Here is an 18,469-nt window from a genome sequence, read left to right as displayed (position 1 = left end):
CTCGTTTTTTCGTCGCCGAGTCACAACCCGACCGCATGCGTGTCCCTCGAATGACACTCGTCGGCGTCGCGATACTCGCACTCAGCGCCGTCGTGGGCGTCGTTCTCCTTCCCGCGCTTCCCCCCTCGGTCGCGGTTCACTTCGGAACCGGGGGCGAACCCGACTCCTTCGTCGCCGCCCCGCTCGGCGTGTTTCTGGTCCCGACCATCGGCGTCGGCGCGCTCCTCGTCACCCGGTTCGCCGGGGCGACGGCCATCGGCGATAGCGTCCCGCCCGTCTTCGATACGGTGCTGGCGACGTTTCTCGCGTACGTGCAGGCGCTCGTCCTCGCGTACAACCTCGGCGCGCGGTTCGATATGCCCGTCGCGGTCGTCACGTTCGGCGCCGTCGCGGGCGTCGTTCTCGACCGCGCGGGGTGAGAGGACAAACCCTATAATTAGGCTGGCCTAATCCCCGTCGAATGCGACTGACCCGACGGGACGCGCTGGCCGTGCTCGCCGGTCTCGGCGTCACCGCCGGGGCCGTCTCGCTGACGCAGTTCGACCCGTCGACCGCCGATTCGACCGGTGAGGGGCGCGGTTCGGGCGGCGAGCGCGGTGGTGACGGCGACGGTGACACCCCACCGACCGCGGTGCGCGAGACGATGGTCGCCGCCGGCGAGGTGGTCTACCCGAGCGCCGTCGAAGGAATACCCGAGTTCGTCGAGACCTACGTCGTCGGCCGCGCCCGCGACGACGCGCGCCGGGATGCGATGGTCGACGCCGTGGCCGAGTTAGACGGCGTGGCCCGCGACTGGGAGAACGCGGCCTTCGCCGACCTGCCGGCGGGCGACCGCGACCGCCTCCTGCGCGAACTCGGCGTCAACACCGCCGACCCGGTTCCGGACGGGACGCTCTCGGAGCGCCTCCGGTTTCACGTCGTGAACGAACTGCTGTACGCCTTCTACGCCTCGCCGACCGGCGGCCGCCTCGTCGGCATCGAGAACCCCATCGGCCACCCCGGCGGAACCGAGAGCTACCGGCGGGCGACGATGGACGGGGGCGAGGCAACCGACTCCGGCGGTGAGAGCGATGGATAGAACGCCCGTCGCCGACGCCGACGTGTGCATCGTCGGTGCGGGACCCGCCGGCGGTATCGTGGCCCACCGCCTCGCAGAGTCGGGGGCGTCGGTCGTCGTCCTCGAAGCCGGACCGCGGTTCGACGGCGACAGGCGGGAGCAGTTGGAACAGCACATCCGCCCCGGCCTCGGCGGCCCGTGGGAGATGGGCGGCCCGCGGGACGCGTTTTCCTCCTCCGGCGACTCGTTTTACCCGCTGAACGCCGCCCGGGTGAAGGGCGTCGGCGGGTCGACGCTCCACTGGCAGGGGATGGTGATGCGCCTCCACGAGCGCGACTTCGAACTCGACTCCAGACACGGCGTCGGAGTCGACTGGCCAATCGGCTACGACGACCTCCGGCCGCACTACGCCGCCGCGGAGCGCGAGTTGGGCGTCGCCGGCGCGGCCGACAACCCCTACGCGCCGCCGCGGGACGAGCCCTATCCGCTTCCCGCCTTCCGGCCGTCGCACTCGGACTCCATCTTCGCCGAGGCCTGCGAACGCCTCGGCATCGACATGCACTCGGTCGGCAACGCCCGCAACTCCGAGCCCTACGACGACCGGTCGCCCTGCGTCGGCTACGGGACGTGCAAGCCGGTGTGTCCCTCGGGTGCGAAGTACACCGCCGAATCCCACGTCGAGAAGGCCGAAGCCGCCGGCGCGCGGGTCATCGACCGGGCGCGGGTCCGGCGACTCGAACACGACGCGGCCGGCGAGCGCGTCGTCGCCGCGGCCTACACGACGCCCGACGGCGAGACCCACAGGCAGGCGGCGACCCGGTTCGTCCTCGCCTGCGGCGGCGTCGAGAACATCAGACTGCTCCTGCTTTCGGCGTCCGACCGCCACCCCGACGGCCTCGCCAACTCCTCGGGGGCGGTCGGCCGGTACTTCATGGACCACCTGTTCGCCGGGATGGGCGGCCGCCTCGACCGGCCCACGCGGCAGAACCACGTCGGCTTCAACACCAGCGAGTGCCACCAGTTCTACGACGACGCCGAGCCGGTCAACGGCCTCAAACTGGAGTTTCTCAACTACGCCGGCCCGTCGCCGGTCATCGACGCCCTCGCCGCCGACACGTGGGGCGACGACCTGCTCGACCAACTGGACGAGCGCTACGGCACGCACGTCTCGATGGGCGCGCTGGTCGAACAGCTTCCCCGCGAGGACAACTACGTCGGCCTCGACCGGGAGACGACCGACGACCTCGGCGACCCCGTCCCCGAGATACACTGGTCGGTCGACGAGCGGACGAGGGCCGCACTCTCGCGGGCCAACGAGATTCAGACGCGGGTGCTGGACGAACTCGGCGTCGAGGACCGCTGGACCGTCGGCCCCGACGAGACCGGCCCCGCGTACCACCACATGGGGACGACGCGGATGGGCGACGACCCCGCATCGAGCGTCGTGGACGCCGACTGCCGCGCCCACGACCTCGACAACCTCTGGATTTCGGGGTCGAGCGTCTTCCCGACCGGCGGCGCGATGAACCCGACGCTCACCATCGCGGCGCTCTCCCTCCGGCTCGCCGAGTCGCTCCGGGCCGAACTCGGGTGACGGCCGTCGGCGTGTCCGTTCCGTCTGCGCCGACCCGGAGTACGCACGCTTAAGAACCGCGACCCGCATTTTCCGACCATGCAACCACGGGACCTCTCCGCGCACGCTCCCTACGTACCCGGCCGCGGGACAGAGGAGGTCGCCCGCGAACTCGGGATGGACCCCGAGGACCTGACGAAACTCTCCTCGAACGAGAACCCCCACGGCCCGAGCCCGAAGGCGGTCGCCGCCATCGAGGACGCCGCGCCGACCGTGAGCGTCTACCCGAAGACCGCCCACACGGACCTGACCGAACGTCTCGCCGACAAGTGGGGCCTCGAATCCGAACAGGTGTGGGTGTCGCCCGGGGCCGACGGCTCCATCGACTACCTGACCCGCGCGATGCTCGAACCCGACGACCGGATTCTCGAACCGTCGCCCGGCTTTTCGTACTACTCGATGAGCGCCCGCTACCACCACGGCGACGCCGTCCAGTACGAGGTGTCGAAGGGCGACGACTTCGAACAGACCTCCGACCTCGTCCTCGACGCCTACGACGGCGAGCGCATGGTCTACCTCACGACGCCGCACAACCCGACGGGGTCCGTGTTCCCCCGCGACGAACTCGGCGAACTCGCCGAGTCCGTCGAGGACAACACGCTCCTCGTCGTCGACGAGGCCTACGGCGAGTTCGCCGAGGAGCCGTCGGCCATCGACCTCCTCTCGGAGTACGACAACATCGCGGTCCTGCGGACGTTCTCGAAGGCGTACGGGCTGGCCGGGCTCCGCATCGGCTACGCCTGCGTGCCCGAGGCGTGGGCCGACGCCTACGCCCGCGTGAACACGCCGTTCGCCGCCAGCGAGGTCGCCTGCCGCGCCGCGCTCGCCGCGCTCGGCGACGAGGCACACGTCGAGAAGTCCGTCGAGTCGGCCCGGTGGTCCCGCGACTACCTCCGCGAACACCTCGACGCGCCGACGTGGGAAAGCGAGGGCAACTTCGTCCTCGCCGAGGTCGGCGACGCCACCGCCGTCACCGAGGCCGCCCAGCGCGAGGGCGTCATCGTCCGCGACTGCGGGAGCTTCGGCCTGCCGGAGTGCATCCGCGTCTCCTGCGGCACCGAAGCCCAGACGAAGCGCGCCGTGGACGTGCTCAACCGCGTCGTCTCGGAGGTGCCACCGGCGTGAGAGTCGTCGTCACCGGCACGCCCGGCACCGGCAAGACCACGGCGACAGAGCGCGTCGCCGCCGACCTCGACCTCGACGTGGTCCACCTCAACCGACTCGTCAAAGACGAGGGCCTCTGGACCGAGCGCGACGAGGACCGCGACACGCTCGTCGTCGACCTCGACGCCGCCCGCGACGAACTCGGCGACTGGGACGGCGTCGTCGAGAGCCACCTCGCACACCACTTCGAGGCCGACCGCGTGGTCGTGCTTCGGTGTCGCCCCGATATCCTCGAACAGCGACTCCTCGACCGCGGCGAGTCGGAGGCCAAGGCGCGCGAGAACCGCGAGTCCGAGGCGCTGGACGTGATTCTCGGCGAGGCCGTCGAGTTCCACGGCGAGGACGCGGTGTACGAAATCGACACGACCGACCGCGACCCCGACGCCGTCGCCGACGACATCGCGGCGGTCGTCGCGGGCGAGCGCAACCCCTCGGCGGGGACCGTCGACTTCATCGAATATCTATGACGCTCGACCAGTACCGCGACACCGCCGACAAACTGCTCGCCCCGTTCGTCTCCGTCGCCGACGCCGTCGGCCTCTCGCCGAACGGCGTGAGCGTCGTCGCCTTCGGGTTCGCCGTCGCCGCCGGCGTCGCCTTCGGCCTCGCCGACCCGCTTTGGTACGGCCTCGGCGCGGTGTTCGTCTTCTGCAACGGCTGGCTCGACCTCGTCGACGGCGCGCTCGCCCGCGAACAGGGCGTCTCCTCGAAGGCCGGCGACCTGCTCGACCACGTGCTCGACCGCTACGCCGACATCGTCGTCCTCGTCGGTCTCGCCGCCGGTATCGACTCGTTCGCGCTGGGCCTCGCCGCCGTCACGGGCGTCCTCATGACCTCCTACCTCGGCACGCAGATTCAGGCGGTCGGCCTCGGGCGCGCCTACGGCGGCCTCGTCGGCCGCGCCGACCGACTGGCGCTGATGGGTCTCGTCGGCCTCGCGGCCGCCGTCTACCCCGACGCCGTCGGCGGGCTGACGCTCGTCGGCTGGCTCCTCGTGTTCTTCGCCGTCGTCGGTCACCTCACCGCAGTCCAGCGCTTCTGGGGCGCGTGGGGCGACTTGACGTAACCCCGTTCGACTGCCCGAGGATGTTGCCCGGGAACGCGGATTTATGTATTTCAGATCACCATCTGAGAACGAATTGAATGATGCACAACTGCGCAGTATACTCTCATATACTCGCGCAATCTCACCGCGCGTCCCCACGATGCCCGTTTTCTCTAACCGACGGTGAGCGCCCGCGGCGCTCGGCTCTCCTCAGGTGATGTTCGTCCTCGACGCGGCGGGAACCGTGGTCCACGCGAGCGACGAGTTCGCGGCGCATCTCGGCGCGGACGCCGCGGCGCTCCGCGGACGGCCGTTCTCCGAGTTCGTCGCCGACGGAGACTGGCCGGAGGTTCGCGAGGCCGCGGCCGCCGTGCGAGCGGCGAGCGGGTGGGAGAGCCGGCGGTGTCGCTGTCGGCTCTCGGGGGGCGGCGGGGCGGCGGCTCCGGCCACCGAAGCCGAAGTCGAAATCGAGTTCGCCCCGTACCGCGGGGGCGACAGCGGTGGTGGGGACGACGGCAGTGGGGGCGACGGATGTCACGCCCCTGACCCCGACGCAGACCGGGTGGTCGGCGCGGTGCGCCGCGAGACCGCGGAACCGACGACCGCGCGACTGCACACCGAGCGCGACCGCTTCGACCACCTGTTCGACCTCATCGACGACGCCGTCATCGAGTTCGAAATCGTCGGCATCGAGCCGGTCGTGCGGGCGGTCAATCCGGGGTTCGAGACCGTCTTCGGCTACGACGCCAACGAGGTGCGCGGCGAGTCGCTCAACGACTTCATCGTCCCGCCGGACGCCGACGGCGAGGCGGTCGACTTCGACCAGCGGACGGCCGACGGGAAGGCCAACCACGCCATCGTCACCCGGCAGACCGCGTGGGGCAGACGGGAGTTCCTCTACCGCGGCATCCCCTACAGCCGCGGCGACGGGAGGCGGTACGGTTTTTCCATCTATTCGGACATCACCGGTCAGCGCCGGGCCAGAGAGCACCTGCAGGTGCTCCAGCGCGTCCTCAGACACAACCTCAGAAACGAGATGAACGTGGTTCTCGGCATGGCCGAGGAGATACGCGAGGCGACGGGCGACCCGCGCGTCGACCACGCCGCCGGGCGCATCGCCGACCACACGGAGACGCTCTTGCGGGTCAGCGAGAAGGCCCGAACCGCCGCCGCCGTCCTCGACGACCGACGACCCGACGAGGTGGTCGACGCGACCGCGACGGTCCGCGCCGTCGTCGAGTCGCGGCGGAACCGATACCCCGCGGCGATGTTCGACCTCGACCTCCCGCCGTCGCTGCCAGTCTCGGTCGGGCCGAAACTCGCGCAGGCGCTCGCCAACGTCGTGGAGAACGCGCTCGAACACACCTCCGAGGACGTGACGGTCCGCATCGACGCGGAGCGGCGCGAGAACGACGCCACGGTCCGCGTCAGCGACGACGGCGACGGCATCCCCGAAATCGAGTGGGCCGCCGTCTTCGGCGACGAGGACATCACGCAACTCAGCCACGGCTCCGGACTGGGGCTGTGGGTCGTCAAATGGGTCGTCGAGTCCGCGGGCGGGCGAGTCGACTACGACCGGCGCGACGGGTGGAGCACCGTCCGACTGACGCTCCCGCTGGCGGACGTGAGCCGGAACTGACTGTTCCGACCCCCCGCCAAAACGATTATTAGATGACACGAACGACGAGGATTCGTGCCCTCCATCGTTCCGTCGCCCGCGGAGGCGACGCTGTTTTTCGTTCCGGTCGTCGTCCTCGTCGCCACGTCGCTTTGGGTCTCGCAGAACGCCGCCGCCCGCGGCCACGGGTTCCCGAACCTCCTCGGGGCGCTCGTCGCCTTCGTTCCGGTCGGACTGGTCGCCTACCTGCTGTTTTTCGTCAGCGGGTCGTCGAGGCGGCGACCGCCGTCGAGGACCGAGCGCGCCGCGCTCGCCGTGATGCTCGCCGGTGTCGCTTCGTACGCCGGCGCGTTCACGCTCCCGCCCGACCCGTTCACGCAGGGGCGCTGGCTCATCGTCGCGTTCGTCGCACTCCTGCCGGTTGCGTACGTCGTCGTCTACCGGCGAGGCCACCGGGTCGTCACGGAACCGCTCCGACGGCAGGTTCGGCAGCGTCTCGGACGCCAGTAAGACGGAGGGGTCGCGTTCCGGGGACGGTTCCGTCACAACCCGACCGCGCCGATTCGGTGGCCGGTGGCGTGCCTTTTATACGCGGCGGGCGGGTACGTGAGTGTATGCCTCAGTGCGAGATGTGCGGCTCCGACCAAGCCTCTCTGAAGACTGTGAAGGTCGAAGGCGCAGAACTACAGCTGTGTGACGACTGCGCCGAGTTCGGCACGGAGGTCCGCACCGAGTCGACTTCCAGCGCGAGCACGAAGTACTCCACCTCCTCCTCGTCGGGCTCGGACTCCTCTCGCTCCTCGGGGTCGTCTTCCTCCTCCTCCTCGTCGAAGCGGCGTCGCCGCGACATGTTCGACGACATGGACGAAATCGCGACCGACTACGACGACCGCATCCGGCAGGCGCGGGAGTCCCGCGGGCTGAGCCAAGAAGAGCTCGCCCAGTCGCTCAACGAGAAGGCGAGCCTCATCCGCAAGCTCGAACGCGGCGACATCATGCCGCCGGACTCCGTCCGGAAGAAGATCGAACGCAAGCTCGACATCTCGCTGGTCGAAGGCGAGAGCGACGACGACTCCGAGTGGTCCGGCGGCGGCTCCACGACGACCACCCTCGGCGACGTCGTCAAGCGCAAGGACTGACGCGAGTCGGCGACTAGTTCCGCCGACCCGTCGCGGGAACCGCACGGCCGAGTCCCCGCGGAGTTTATCACGATTTTCCGCCCGCGAGACGCCGTCTCGTGGCAATCGCGGCCCCGAAAACCAATTTATTAGTCTCGTCGGGCCCGACTTCGCTTGTGTTCATCCTAGTCAACCTCAAGGCGTACCCGTGTGACCCCATCGAAGTCGCCACCGCCGCGCGCGACGTGGCCGAGGAGTCCGGCGTCCGCATCGCCGTCTCCCCGCAGGCGGCCGACGTCTCCCGCGTCGCCGACACCGGCGTCGAGACGTGGGCCCAGCACGTCGACCCGAACGGCCACGGCAGCCACACCGGCAGCACCCTCGCCGAGGCCGTCGCCGAGGCCGGCGCGGTCGGCACGCTCATCAACCACTCCGAAAAGCGCCTGAAGCTCGCCGACATCGACGGCTCCGTACAGGCCGCCGAGCGAGCGGGCCTCGAAACCTGCGTCTGCGCCAACAACCCCGCCCAGATCGGCGCGGTCTCCGCGCTCGGTCCCGACTCGGTCGCCGTCGAGCCACCGGAGCTCATCGGCGGCGACGTCTCCGTCGCGACGGCCGACCCCGGCATCGTCACCGACGCCGTCGACGCCGCGGCCAACGTCGACGAGGACGTCGAAGTCTACTGCGGCGCTGGCATCTCGACCGGCGACGACGTGGTGACCGCCGAGGAACTCGGCGCGTCCGGCATCCTGCTGGCCTCCGGCGTCGCCAAGGCCGACGACCCGCGCGCGGCGCTCGAAGACCTCGTCTCCGGGCTGTAAGCGCGTCGAAAAAACACTCTGACTCCGGCCGACGGCCCGCGTCGCGTCTCGCGTCTACTCCCCGTCGGCCTCTTCTTCGACGAACGACGCCTCGATAGCCGCGACCGTCTCCCGGAGTTCGTCCTCGTCCAAGAGGTCCGCGTACTCGTCGCTCACGAGGTCGGGGAGCGCGTACTCGTACTTCCCGCGGCCGGCGTGCCGGATGAACCCCGCCCGTCGAAGCGACCGATTTCGCCCGTAGGCGAGGTGCTGGTCGCCGGTCTCGCCGGCGGCGACGTGGGCGGCGAGCGGGTCGGAGACGCCGCGCTCGCGGTAGTGCGCGAGCATCCCGTGGTGGGCGTCGCCCAGCGCGTCGACGATGGCCGTCATGCGGTCGACGACGTCCCGGCGGCTCTCCGCGCCCGGCGCGGGGTGGAGTTCCGCCGGCTCGAAGTCGCCCATCTCGGCGTCAGCCAGCCACGACTCGCCGTCGGTCGGCGCGGTCACTCCGCCCCCGTCGGCCGCGCCGTCGGCCGACGCCTCGCCGCCCTCAGAGAGCAGTCCGTGGGTCGGCCACGGCGGCCCGGAGGGCGCTTCGAGCGACCGCCGGGGTGGCGCGTCGTCCGCTTCTCCGGGGGTGGCATCGCCGCCTGCGGAGTCGGCGTCGGCCGCGGCGTCTGCCGCCTCACCCTCGGCACGCTCGTTGTACTCGCCGAGCGCGGCCTGCTTTTCGGTGGGGCGGTTGAGGTTGCGACCGTCGCCGCCGCGGTAGGGCGACTCGGCCTTCTGGAACATCGCCTGCGCGAACTGGTCGGCCATCCGCGAGAGGTCCCGCGCCTCCTCTAACTCGCGTTCGAGCTGTCGAATCCGCGCCTCTTTCTTGTCTATCTCCTGTCTGAGGTCGGCGATGCGGCTCTCCCGTCTCGCCTTCTCGTCGGAAATCTCCTTGAGGTCGGAGACGAGGTCGCCGTCGACGGACTTCAGGTCGGGGCGCTCGAAGTCGTCGAGCCCGGGGGTCGCGCCCGCGTCGAACGTCTGTTTCTTGTGGAACTGCACGCGCCGAATCGACTCGGACCAGTCGGTGACGAGAAAGCCCTCGCCGTTGCCCATGTCCTCGATGGCGTCGGCGTACTCCGACCCGAGGATGCGCCCGACGACCTTGGTGTCGTTGCGCCACGTGAGGCGGTGCCAGACGAGCCAGTCGCACTGGGTGATGAAGTCCTTTTTCACGTCGGCGGGGCGCTGGGAGATGCCGACGACGCCGAGGCCGTGTTTGCGCCCGCGCTTTCCGATTTTGATGAGCATCTTGCCCGCCTCGTCCATCCCGCCCTTCTCGGGGATGTACTCGTGGCACTCCTCGATGAGCATCAAAAACGGTTTCTTGAGCTTCTTCTCCTTCGCGAAGAGGTGTTTTGCGACCTCCGTCACCAGCTCGTCGGAGGCCGCGTCGTCGAGGTAGCCGGACACGTCGAGGATGATGGGTACGTTCTGTTCGAGCGCGAGCGTGGCGAGTCGCTCCGCGTGCTCGGGGCTCACCTGGATGTCGCACTCGTCGTCGGCCCCGGCGTGGAGCAGTTCGAACTCCTGTTTGAGGCCGTAGTACTCGCCGTCGGTGTCGACGATGAGCACCGGGAAGTTCGCCGACAGCAGGTTCTCGATGATGACCGACGCCGTGTTCGACTTGCCCGACCCGGACTTGCCGGTGACGAACCCCCGACCGGTGAGGATGTCGACCACCGGCAGGTCGACTCTCGTCCCCGGTTCTTCGGTTCCCTCTCCCCCTGGTCCGTCGCTGATCTCGGCGACCGAGATGGTTTCCGTGTCCGAATCCGTCATCCGAGTTGGTGGACTCCCTCGGAGGCCATAGTTCCTCCCCCTCGCCCCGCCGGTCTCGCGGGGTCAGTCGAACTCGACGAGCGACGACTGGCCGCCGCGCGAGGTGGTCTCGCGGCCGGCCGGTGGCTCGTCGTCATCGGTGTCGCGGCCGGTGTCGTCGTCGTGCCGGTCGTCGCCGACGCGGTCGTCAGAGCCGCCGTCGCCGTCCGCACCAGCGGACTCCCAACCGTCGAGGCTCGACTGGTCGGCGTCCGCGAAGGAGAGCTTCGAGACGCGGACGCCGAGTTTTCTGACGATCGTCTCGGCGAACTCGGCGTCGAGCAGGTCGAGCGCGACCGACTCGACCAGCTCGGGGTCGTCGACGGGGCCGGAAAGCGACGTGGCCCGGGTGTTGATATCGAACGGCGGGACGACCACCTTGATGCCGATGGTTCGGTACATCGCCCCGCGGGAGCGCGCGCGGTCGGCCACGTCGGCCGCGAGCGCGCGGACGACCTCCCGCTTGTCCTCGATGTCGGCCGTCGGCTCGGTGAACGCCGACTCCCGAGAGAGGCTCTTGGGCCGGCCCGTCGGCGTGACCGTCCGGTCGTCGTAGCCGCGGGCCCGGTCGTGGAGTTCGCGGCCGCGGGAGCCGAACTCGGCTTCGAGGGCCGAGGCGTCGGCCTCGGCGAGGTCGCCCGCCGTCTCGATGCCGAGCGAGCCGAGTTTCCGGGCCGTCACGGGACCGACGCCGTGGACCTCCTCGACCGGGATGGGCGCGAGGAACGACCGCACCTCGCCGGGGCGGACGACGACCAGCCCGTCGGGTTTGTCGAAGTCGGAGGCGATCTTCGCGGTCGACATGTTCGGCGCGACGCCGATGGAGGCCGCGACGCCGACCTCGCGGGCGATGCGCTGTTTCACGTAGCGGGCGAAGCCCTCCGCCAGCGTCCGGTCGCCCGAGGCCGCGAGGTCCCACGCGGTCCGGTCCGTCACGTCGAGGTAGGCCTCGTCGATGCTCACCTCGCGGACCACGTCGGCGCAGTCGTGGAGAATCGCCTTCACGTCGGCGGCGACGCGCTTGTAGAAGTCGAGGTCGACGGTGCGGTAGTGGCCCGCCGCCGCGGGGTCGTCGTCGGGGGCGAGGTCGTCGATTCGCGGGAGGCGTTCGAGCGCGGTCGAAATCGGCTGGGCGCTCTCGACGCCGAACTCGCGGGCCTCGTAGCTCGCCGTCGCGACCGCGCCGTGACCCTCGCCGGATTCGTAGCCCATGCCGACGACGACCGGCTCGCCTTCGAGTTCGGGCTCGCGCAGGCGCTCGCAGGCGGCGTAAAAGCAGTCCATGTCCACGTGAAGGACGATGCTGTCGGGACCGTCGTCGTCGGCCGTGCCCGGCAGCGTCTCCTCCGCCATAGTCGAGGGGACGGGCGCGACGCACCTGAAGCTTCAGATAGCGCGGCGAAAGTGAACGGACGAGGAAGGACGCGGCGGGTCGGTCGCGGTCGCAGTCGGTCGCGTTACTTCAGTCGCTCCTGCAGGAACGAGGGGTGTGCGGCCGTGACGCCGTCGATAGACAGAATCTCGTCGGAGATGACGTCGCCGAGGGAGTCGCCGTCGACGGCGCGGACCTCGGCCATCAGCATGTGGTCGCCGGAGGACGTGTACAGCGCCTCCACCGAGTCGAGTTCCTTGAGGATGCGCGTGACCTCGACGTAGCGCTCGCTCGTCGCGTCGATGCCGACCATGGCGATGGACTGCCCGGCGAGTTTCTTCGGGTCGACGTCGGCGGAGTAGCCGATGATGACGCCGTCGTCTTCGAGTTTGCGGATGTATTTCCGGACCGTCGGCTTCGACACGCCCGCCCTGTCCGCGATCTGGGCGTACGACGCTTTCGCGTCTTCCTCCAAGACCGCGAGGATGCGTCCCTCCGTGGACGTGGTTTCCATGCCCGTTGGTTTTCTCACGGGTAAAAAATATCTTGCGAATCCGAAAAGGGTTCTCGGTCACATCGAACCGGCGCGGTCGCCGGCCGGAAACCGAACGCCGCCGACGACGTCGGCGACGTTACTTGTGCTTGTCGAGGAAGTTGTCGAACGTCCGCTCCCACTCGTAGGAGTCGTCGAAGTAGCGCTCCGCGAGCGGCTCTTCGGGCATCTCGCCGATGCGCTGTTTCTCCTGCTGGTAGGACGGGCGGTCTTCGTCGACGTAGTACCGGCCGGTGAGGACGGTGCCCTCGTGGAGGGCGTTCTCCGTCTCGAACATCATCTCGGAGGCCTCCGAGCGGTTCGTCTTGTCGAACTCGTAGTCGTCGGAGTCGTTGATGTCGATGTACGGGACGTACTGACGGGCGTCCTTGTTCCACGTCGGACACTGCGTGAGGAAGTCGACGTGGGAGAAGCCGTCGTGCTGGATGGCTTCCACGATGATGTCCTTCGCCTGGTTCGGGTTGACGGCGGCCGTCCGCGCGACGTACGACGCCCCGGCGTTCAGGGACATCGAGAGCGGACGCAGCGGCGTCTTGGCCGAGCCGTGAGGCTGGGTCTTCGACTTGTGACCCATCGGCGACGTGGGCGAGGTCTGGCCCTTCGTGAGGCCGAAGATCTCGTTGTTGAACACGATGTAGGTGATGTCGTGGTTCTCACGGGCGGTGTGCATGAAGTGGTTGCCACCGATGCCGTAGCCGTCGCCGTCGCCGCCGGCGGCGACCACGGTCAGCCCGGGGTTCGCCAGCTTCGCGGCGCGGGCGATGGGCAGCGAGCGACCGTGGATGGTGTGGAAGCCGTAGCTGTTGAAGTAGCTGTTGAGCTTGCCGGAACAGCCGATACCGGTCGTCACCATCATCTCGTCGGGCGAGAGGCCGAGTTCGGCCGCCGCGCCCTTGAGCGCCTTGAGGACACCGAAGTCACCGCAGCCCGGACACCACGTCGGCTGGGGTTCGAGTCCGGGGGTGAACTCGTTTTGGTCCTGCTCCGTTTCTTCACCGATTGCGCTGAATGCACTCATGATTTATTCACCCACCTTGGGGACGAACTTCGTGCGGTTGTCTGGGAGCTCCTCGCCTTCGAGGAGCGCCGTCTCGAAGCCCTCGACGATGTCGGCGGGCTCGAACGGGTTGCCGTTGTACTTGAGGAGACTCGACATCTGGTCGCCGTAGCCGCCGAGTTCCTTGGAGATGAGTCCGCGGAACTGGGCGGAGGCGGTCATCTCGATGACGAGCGCCTCGTCGACGCTGTCGAGGAACTCCGCGACCTGCTGTTTCGGGAACGGCATCATCTCGGAGACGCCGAGGACCTTGACCGAGTGGCCCTTCTCGTTGAGGACGTCGGCGGCCTCTTCGACGGTGCCCTGCTGGCTGCCGAAGGTGATGAGACCGAGGTCGGCGTCTTCGTCGCCGTAGACCGTGTTGAACTCGCCGTCGGCGTCGAGTTCGGCGCGGATGTTGTCGACCTTCTGCATGCGGCGGTTCATCTGCGCGACGCGGTTCTCGGGGGACTCCGAGATGTGACCCGCGGGCATGTGCTCGTTACCCGTCGCGAGGTAGCGACCGCCCTTCTGGCCCGGCAGCGAACGCGGCGAGACGCCGTTTTCGGTGTCGTGCTGGAAGCGCTGGTACTTGCCGGAGTCGTCGTGCGGCGCGTCTTCGAGTTCCGCTTCCGTCAGGACCGAGCCGAGGTCGGCGTTCGGCTCCTCGTCGAAGACCGACGCCGGGACGTTCGAGAGTTCGCCCCCGAGCTTCTGGTCGTAGAGGACGATGGACGGAATCTGGTACTCGTAGGCGATCTGGAACGCCTTGCGCGTCTGGTAGTACGCCTCGGCGGCGTTACCGGGCGCGAAGACGATGCGGTGGGAGTCGCCCTGCGAGGTGTACAGAACGTGTTCGAGGTCGGACTGCTCGGGCTTCGTCGGCATCCCCGTCGAGGGGCCGGCGCGCATGGCCTCGACGAGCACCAGCGGCGTCTCGGTGATCTCGGCGAGCCCGAGCGGCTCGGACATGAGCGAGAAACCGCCACCGGACGAGCCGGACATCGCCTTGACGCCCGCGTGGGAGGCACCGATTGCCAGCGCGGCCGCGGCGATTTCGTCCTCCACCTGCTCGGAGATGCCGCCGAGTTCGGGGAGGTTCTGGGTCATGATGGTGAAGACTTCCGTCCACGGGGTCATCGGGTAACCCGCGATGAAGCGGCAGCCCTCGTCGATGGCGCCGTACGCGATGGCGTCGGAGCCGGAGAGGAGCACCTGCTCTTCGTCGTGTTCGCCGGTCGGCGCGGACACGTCGGGAGCCTCGACGTCGTACTCCTCTTGGACCATCTCGTAGGCGTCGTCGAAGACGGTCAGGTTCGGTTCGAGAATCTTGTCCGGCATCGCGTCCGACATCAGGCTCTTGATGACGTCGGGTTCGATGTCGGCGATGGCGCACGTGACGGCGACACCGGCGGTGTTGCGCATGACCTCGCGACCGTGTTCGCGGGCGATGGTACGCAGGTCGATGTCGTAGACGTGCCAGTCGTTCTCCTCGACGCGCTCGTCGAAGTCCTCGATTTCGGAGGCGTCGAGCAGACCGGAGTCGTAGACGATGACGCCGCCTTCGTTGAGTTCGTCGAGGTTCTCCGACAGCGGCTTGATCTCCTCGTTGCCGTAGTAGGCACCCTCGCTCGGGTTGCGGGCGAAGGAGTCACCGAGCGCGAGGAGGAAGTTGTACCCGTCGCCGCGGGACTTGACGGGGTCTGCGCTCACGCGCACTTCGGTGTACGTGTGGCCGCCGCGGATGCGCGATGGATAGTGGCGATGCGTGAAAACGTGTAGCCCCGCTCGCATCAGGGCTTTGGCGAAGTTCTGGCTCGTCGAGGCGATACCGTCACCGGAACCCCCTGCGATCCGCCAGATAAGTTCGTGGTCAGTCATATGTTGAGCTCACGGCCCCGCTGGGGCGCTACCTGAAAAGTTGGGGAGGGTCCGATTAAAGACTTTGCTATGGATTAACAAGGAAAGATAATGAAGGACTTAATATTGTTAAACTGACTCACCGTCCCACCATCGAAAGTGGACGAACGGGCTATCACGCTCGCCGAATAGCGCGAACGATAACGCGGAATCGCGTTCGCTACTCGTTGTCCGGACTCGACGGGTGGTACGGAGTGTCGTACTCGCCGGCGCGTCCGTCGAGGCGGTCGGGGTTGATGCGTCCGCCGAGGAGCATGAAGTCGAGGATGGTCACGTAGAGCATCGCCTCGACGACCGGGACGCCGCGGGGCGGGAGCACGGGGTCGTGTCGGCCGACGACCTGAATCTCCTTTTCCTCGCCGGTCTCCCAGTCCACGGTCCGCTGTTTCTTCGGGATGGACGTGGGCGCGTGGAGCGTCAGTTCGCCGTACACCGGTTCGCCGGTCGTGATGCCGCCCTGGATGCCGCCGTGTTTGTTGCCGACGGGTCGGGGGTCGCCGTGCGCTCGCGGTTCGTCACCGCTCGCGTCTTCCGAGTCGCTTTGCGACTCGCTCTCGTCAAATTCCCAGTTCTCGTTGCGGTCGTGGCCGGTCCACTCGCGGGCCTCGCGGCCGAGACCGAACTCGAACGCCGTCGCCGCCGGAACCGACATGAGCGCCTGTCCGAGTCGCGCCGAAATCGAATCGAACCGCGGCGCGCCGAGGCCGCGCGGGACGCCCTGCGCCTCGAAGTAAATCGAGCCGCCGATGGAGTCGCCTTCCTTCTGGTACTCCTCGATGAGCTCCTGCATCTCGGCGGCCGTCTCGGGGTGCGCACACCGAACGTCGTTTTCCTCCGTGTGCTCGCGCAGGTCCTCGAACGAGACCTCCGGCGCTTCCACGTCGCCGATCTGGTTCACGTGCGCCTTGATTTCGATGTCGTAGTCGCTCTGCTCGATGACCTGTTTCGCCACCGCGCCGGCGGCGACCCAGTTCACCGTCTCGCGCGCGGAGGAGCGACCGCCGCCGCCCCAGTTGCGCGTGCCGAACTTCGCCGAGTACGTGAAGTCGCCGTGGGAGGGCCGCGGCGCGGTCACGTACGGCTCGTACTTGCCCGAGCGGGCGTCCTTGTTCTGGACGACCATCCCGATGGGCGTGCCCGTCGTGTAGCCGTCCTGCACGCCGGAGTTGACGACGACGGCGTCCGGCTCGCCGCGGCTCGTCGTAATCATCGATTGGCCCGGTTTGCGTCGGTCCAGTTCGTGCTGTACGTCCTCGACCGATAGCTCCACGCCGGCGGGACAGCCGGACACCGTGACGCCCATCGCGTCGCCGTGGCTCTCGCCGTAGGTGGTCATCCGAAAGAGACGACCGAATTCGTTGCCGTTCATTACCCGCCCCTCGGGTGGCCGCCCATTTAGTGTTTGTAGAAAGCCGCAATCGTGGGAGGGGGTCCCGCGACCCCACGTTCATGGTCGACGCCGACGAATCGGGCGTATGGCATCGACGCCCTCCACCGGCCCCGACCGCGACCGCGGGTCCGCCCCCGACCGCGGCCCCGCCTCCGCCTCCACCTCCGCTTCCGGCCTCCGCGACCGCTTCGAAGCGGCGTTCTGGGAGCGCCACGCCAACCCGTGGAGCGCCGGCACGCGCATCCTCGTCTACCCGGTGTTGATGTACGCCGTCTACCGGCGGGACCGCCGGCTCTTCCTCGCCGCCCTCGCGTTCACCGCGGTCAACCCGGTGTTGTTCCCGCGGCCCGCGCGCACGGACAACTACCTCAGCCGAATCGTCCTCGCCGAGCGCGAGTGGCTCGACGCCGAGCGGGGGACGATGGGGTTGGACTACCCGAACGTGCTCAACGTGCTCAACGTCCCCGTCACGCTCTACGCCTTCGCCTCGGCCATACGGCGTAGGCCGGTCGGAACGCTCCTCGGCACGCTCGGCGTGATGGTCCTCAAGCTCTGGTGGGTCGACGCCGTCGTGCGGGAGACGGGCGTGACGGGCCGCGGCCCCGACTCCGACTCAGCGGAGTGAGTCCAGCGTCGCCGTGGCGAGCGGAATCAGCATCTCGTCGGGGTGGAGGCCGCCGTGCATGGCGACGAAGCCGAGGTTCCCCGGCTCCTCGTCGCCGTACCAGACGCCGAGGTCGCGGTGGACGACCACGAGGTCGCCGAGTCGCCGCTCGAACGTCGGCGAGGGGTCGGGACCGAACAGTTCCCGCTCCAGCACCTCCCGTTTCCGGAACACCCGCGCGTCCAACTCGGTCGTGAGCAGGTCGTAGACGGGGTCGATTCGGTCGTCCTTCAGGTGGAGGTGGACGTTCCGCGGACTCCCCGAGAACCGAATCGGCGTCCCGTCCGTGAGCGTCCGCAGGTCCGAGACGAGGTCGAACGGCGGTTCCGAGAGGTCGGGGTTGCGCTCGGGGTCGGTGTCGACGAGGCCGTGGTCGGCGGTGACGCAGACGAGCGTCTCGCCCGCGTCTCCGTCGGCCGTCTCGGCGAGCGTCGCTATCGCGTCTTCCACGCGGGCGAACGTCTCGGCGACCGTCTCGCGGTACGCCTCGGAGTCGACGCCCTCGGGGTGCGCCACGGCGTCGGTCTGCGGGAGGTACGCGAAGACGTACGACGGGTCCGCGGCCTCCTCGGCGGCCTCGGCGAAGGCGTCCGAGAACGTCGAGAGGTCCTCGGGGTCGTAGGTGTGCGGGACCGTCTCCTCGGAGGGGAACGGCGTCACGTGGTGCGTCTCGACGCCCGCGGCGGCGAGGTCGGGATAGACGCTCTCGCAGTCGGCCACGTCGGCGCGGTCGATTCGCTCCGGTTCGGTGCCGTCCTTCCGAAGGAATGGCAACGCCTCGAACAGCTCGTCGGCGTCGGGGTCGTAGACGTTCCAGCCGACGACGCCGTGTTCGGCCGGGAGCGCCCCGGAGTGAAACGTGTTCAACGCGGCGGCCGTCTCCGACGGGAAAACTGTGGTGAGCGGCGTGACCCGGCCCGCGCGCTCGAACTCGCGGAGGAAGGGAATCCGGTCGCGCTCGCCGTCCCACTGGGCGAGGCCGAAGCCGTCGACGAGGAAGACGACCACCCGCGACACGTCGTCGTAGCCCGCGGTCGCTTCGGCGGGGAGTCGCGGCCCGGCGTCCGCGCCGAGCAGGTCGGCGACGGTCCCCGGTACCCGCGAGAAACACCAGTCGTCGTACGCCGGCAGGAGGTAGTCACCGTCCGACTGTCGCTCGCGGAGCGCCTGCGCGTCGGCGTCGAACATACCACGGTCGGCGTGCGGGCGCGCGAAAAAAGTTCC

Annotated in this window: 18 protein-coding genes; 11 read left to right on the top strand and 7 right to left on the bottom strand. The window is 68.7% G+C overall.

What is annotated here, in order from left to right:
• Positions 1 to 50 precede the first annotated feature (50 nt).
• The 10 genes from NDI65_RS02180 to tpiA all read left to right on the top strand — a co-directional run bounded on the left by NDI65_RS02180 (position 51) and on the right by tpiA (position 8,456).
• Positions 51 to 419: a DUF1648 domain-containing protein gene (locus tag NDI65_RS02180; RefSeq protein WP_089779886.1), complete on the top strand. Its 369-nt coding sequence runs from the start codon at positions 51 to 53 to the stop codon at positions 417 to 419.
• 41 nt (positions 420 to 460) lie between these two features.
• Positions 461 to 1,078 (top strand): gluconate 2-dehydrogenase subunit 3 family protein, encoded by a 618-nt coding sequence (locus NDI65_RS02175; protein WP_089778195.1) that lies wholly within the window; start codon positions 461 to 463, stop codon positions 1,076 to 1,078.
• Entirely contained in the window at positions 1,071 to 2,651 is a 1,581-nt protein-coding gene (locus NDI65_RS02170; protein ID WP_089778193.1) for a GMC family oxidoreductase, read from the top strand. Before NDI65_RS02175 ends, NDI65_RS02170 begins: the two co-directional genes overlap by 8 nt.
• 78 nt (positions 2,652 to 2,729) lie before the next feature.
• Positions 2,730 to 3,815, top strand: a complete 1,086-nt coding sequence (gene hisC / locus NDI65_RS02165; protein WP_310893339.1) for a histidinol-phosphate transaminase — start codon at positions 2,730 to 2,732, stop codon at positions 3,813 to 3,815.
• Entirely contained in the window at positions 3,812 to 4,321 is a 510-nt protein-coding gene (locus tag NDI65_RS02160) for an adenylate kinase family protein (protein ID WP_310893337.1), read from the top strand. Before hisC ends, NDI65_RS02160 begins: the two co-directional genes overlap by 4 nt.
• On the top strand, positions 4,318 to 4,920 hold the full coding sequence (locus NDI65_RS02155; RefSeq protein ID WP_007273592.1) for a CDP-alcohol phosphatidyltransferase family protein: 603 nt from the start codon (positions 4,318 to 4,320) through the stop codon (positions 4,918 to 4,920). Before NDI65_RS02160 ends, NDI65_RS02155 begins: the two co-directional genes overlap by 4 nt.
• A gap of 196 nt (positions 4,921 to 5,116) precedes the next feature.
• Positions 5,117 to 6,538, top strand: a complete 1,422-nt coding sequence (locus tag NDI65_RS02150) for a PAS domain-containing sensor histidine kinase (protein ID WP_310893335.1) — start codon at positions 5,117 to 5,119, stop codon at positions 6,536 to 6,538.
• 54 nt (positions 6,539 to 6,592) lie between these two features.
• A complete protein-coding gene (locus NDI65_RS02145; RefSeq protein WP_089778186.1) occupies positions 6,593 to 7,027 on the top strand; it encodes a hypothetical protein in 435 nt (144 codons plus the stop codon).
• Between the two features lie 104 nt (positions 7,028 to 7,131).
• Entirely contained in the window at positions 7,132 to 7,656 is a 525-nt protein-coding gene (locus tag NDI65_RS02140) for a multiprotein bridging factor aMBF1 (protein ID WP_148413463.1), read from the top strand.
• Positions 7,657 to 7,811: 155 nt separating this feature from the next.
• Complete coding sequence (gene tpiA, locus NDI65_RS02135) at positions 7,812 to 8,456, top strand: triose-phosphate isomerase (protein WP_089778182.1); 645 nt, start codon at positions 7,812 to 7,814, stop codon at positions 8,454 to 8,456.
• 54 nt (positions 8,457 to 8,510) lie between these two features.
• On the opposite strand, the gene NDI65_RS02130 is transcribed toward tpiA, so the two are convergent.
• From NDI65_RS02130 to aroC, 6 genes are all read right to left on the bottom strand, one after another.
• Positions 8,511 to 10,271 (bottom strand): DUF87 domain-containing protein, encoded by a 1,761-nt coding sequence (locus NDI65_RS02130; protein WP_089778180.1) that lies wholly within the window; start codon positions 10,269 to 10,271, stop codon positions 8,511 to 8,513.
• A gap of 63 nt (positions 10,272 to 10,334) precedes the next feature.
• On the bottom strand, positions 10,335 to 11,663 hold the full coding sequence (gene dinB, locus NDI65_RS02125) for a DNA polymerase IV (RefSeq protein ID WP_089778179.1): 1,329 nt from the start codon (positions 11,661 to 11,663) through the stop codon (positions 10,335 to 10,337).
• A gap of 104 nt (positions 11,664 to 11,767) precedes the next feature.
• Complete coding sequence (gene lrpA1, locus NDI65_RS02120) at positions 11,768 to 12,196, bottom strand: HTH-type transcriptional regulator LrpA1 (protein WP_089778177.1); 429 nt, start codon at positions 12,194 to 12,196, stop codon at positions 11,768 to 11,770.
• A gap of 118 nt (positions 12,197 to 12,314) precedes the next feature.
• On the bottom strand, positions 12,315 to 13,253 hold the full coding sequence (locus NDI65_RS02115; protein WP_089778175.1) for a thiamine pyrophosphate-dependent enzyme: 939 nt from the start codon (positions 13,251 to 13,253) through the stop codon (positions 12,315 to 12,317).
• Between the two features lie 3 nt (positions 13,254 to 13,256).
• Complete coding sequence (locus NDI65_RS02110; protein WP_089778174.1) at positions 13,257 to 15,152, bottom strand: 2-oxoacid:acceptor oxidoreductase subunit alpha; 1,896 nt, start codon at positions 15,150 to 15,152, stop codon at positions 13,257 to 13,259.
• A gap of 199 nt (positions 15,153 to 15,351) precedes the next feature.
• On the bottom strand, positions 15,352 to 16,560 hold the full coding sequence (aroC, locus tag NDI65_RS02105) for a chorismate synthase (protein WP_089778171.1): 1,209 nt from the start codon (positions 16,558 to 16,560) through the stop codon (positions 15,352 to 15,354).
• Positions 16,561 to 16,666: 106 nt separating this feature from the next.
• Here aroC and NDI65_RS02100 point away from each other — a divergent pair, with 106 nt between their 5' ends.
• Positions 16,667 to 17,206: a DUF6653 family protein gene (locus NDI65_RS02100; RefSeq protein ID WP_089778169.1), complete on the top strand. Its 540-nt coding sequence runs from the start codon at positions 16,667 to 16,669 to the stop codon at positions 17,204 to 17,206.
• On the opposite strand, the gene NDI65_RS02095 is transcribed toward NDI65_RS02100, so the two are convergent.
• Positions 17,195 to 18,433 carry an alkaline phosphatase family protein gene (locus tag NDI65_RS02095; RefSeq protein WP_089778167.1) on the bottom strand — a complete coding sequence of 413 codons (1,239 nt, stop codon included), beginning with the start codon at positions 18,431 to 18,433 and terminating at the stop codon, positions 17,195 to 17,197. The genes NDI65_RS02100 and NDI65_RS02095 overlap by 12 nt on opposite strands.
• Between the last annotated feature and the right edge of the window lie 36 nt (positions 18,434 to 18,469).

Origin of the sequence: Haloferax sp. S2CR25, assembly GCF_031624535.1 — an archaeon.
Lineage (GTDB): Archaea > Halobacteriota > Halobacteria > Halobacteriales > Haloferacaceae > Haloferax > Haloferax massiliensis.
Note: the sequence above shows the minus strand (reverse complement) of the source record. Positions and strands in the feature narration are given on the sequence as shown.

Excerpts from the sequence above, each read along its gene's own strand:
- NDI65_RS02180 (WP_089779886.1), top strand. The coding sequence starts at position 51 with ATGACACTCGTCGGCGTCGCGATACTCGCACTCAGCGCCGTCGTGGGC.
- NDI65_RS02175 (WP_089778195.1), top strand. The coding sequence starts at position 461 with ATGCGACTGACCCGACGGGACGCGCTGGCCGTGCTCGCCGGTCTCGGC.
- NDI65_RS02170 (WP_089778193.1), top strand. The coding sequence starts at position 1,071 with ATGGATAGAACGCCCGTCGCCGACGCCGACGTGTGCATCGTCGGTGCG.
- hisC (WP_310893339.1), top strand. The coding sequence starts at position 2,730 with ATGCAACCACGGGACCTCTCCGCGCACGCTCCCTACGTACCCGGCCGC.
- NDI65_RS02155 (WP_007273592.1), top strand. The coding sequence starts at position 4,318 with ATGACGCTCGACCAGTACCGCGACACCGCCGACAAACTGCTCGCCCCG.
- NDI65_RS02150 (WP_310893335.1), top strand. The coding sequence starts at position 5,117 with ATGTTCGTCCTCGACGCGGCGGGAACCGTGGTCCACGCGAGCGACGAG.
- NDI65_RS02140 (WP_148413463.1), top strand. The coding sequence starts at position 7,132 with ATGCCTCAGTGCGAGATGTGCGGCTCCGACCAAGCCTCTCTGAAGACT.
- NDI65_RS02130 (WP_089778180.1), bottom strand. The coding sequence starts at position 10,271 with ATGACGGATTCGGACACGGAAACCATCTCGGTCGCCGAGATCAGCGAC.
- dinB (WP_089778179.1), bottom strand. The coding sequence starts at position 11,663 with ATGGCGGAGGAGACGCTGCCGGGCACGGCCGACGACGACGGTCCCGAC.
- lrpA1 (WP_089778177.1), bottom strand. The coding sequence starts at position 12,196 with ATGGAAACCACGTCCACGGAGGGACGCATCCTCGCGGTCTTGGAGGAA.
- NDI65_RS02115 (WP_089778175.1), bottom strand. The coding sequence starts at position 13,253 with ATGAGTGCATTCAGCGCAATCGGTGAAGAAACGGAGCAGGACCAAAAC.
- NDI65_RS02110 (WP_089778174.1), bottom strand. The coding sequence starts at position 15,152 with ATGACTGACCACGAACTTATCTGGCGGATCGCAGGGGGTTCCGGTGAC.
- aroC (WP_089778171.1), bottom strand. The coding sequence starts at position 16,560 with ATGAACGGCAACGAATTCGGTCGTCTCTTTCGGATGACCACCTACGGC.
- NDI65_RS02100 (WP_089778169.1), top strand. The coding sequence starts at position 16,667 with ATGGCATCGACGCCCTCCACCGGCCCCGACCGCGACCGCGGGTCCGCC.
- NDI65_RS02095 (WP_089778167.1), bottom strand. The coding sequence starts at position 18,433 with ATGTTCGACGCCGACGCGCAGGCGCTCCGCGAGCGACAGTCGGACGGT.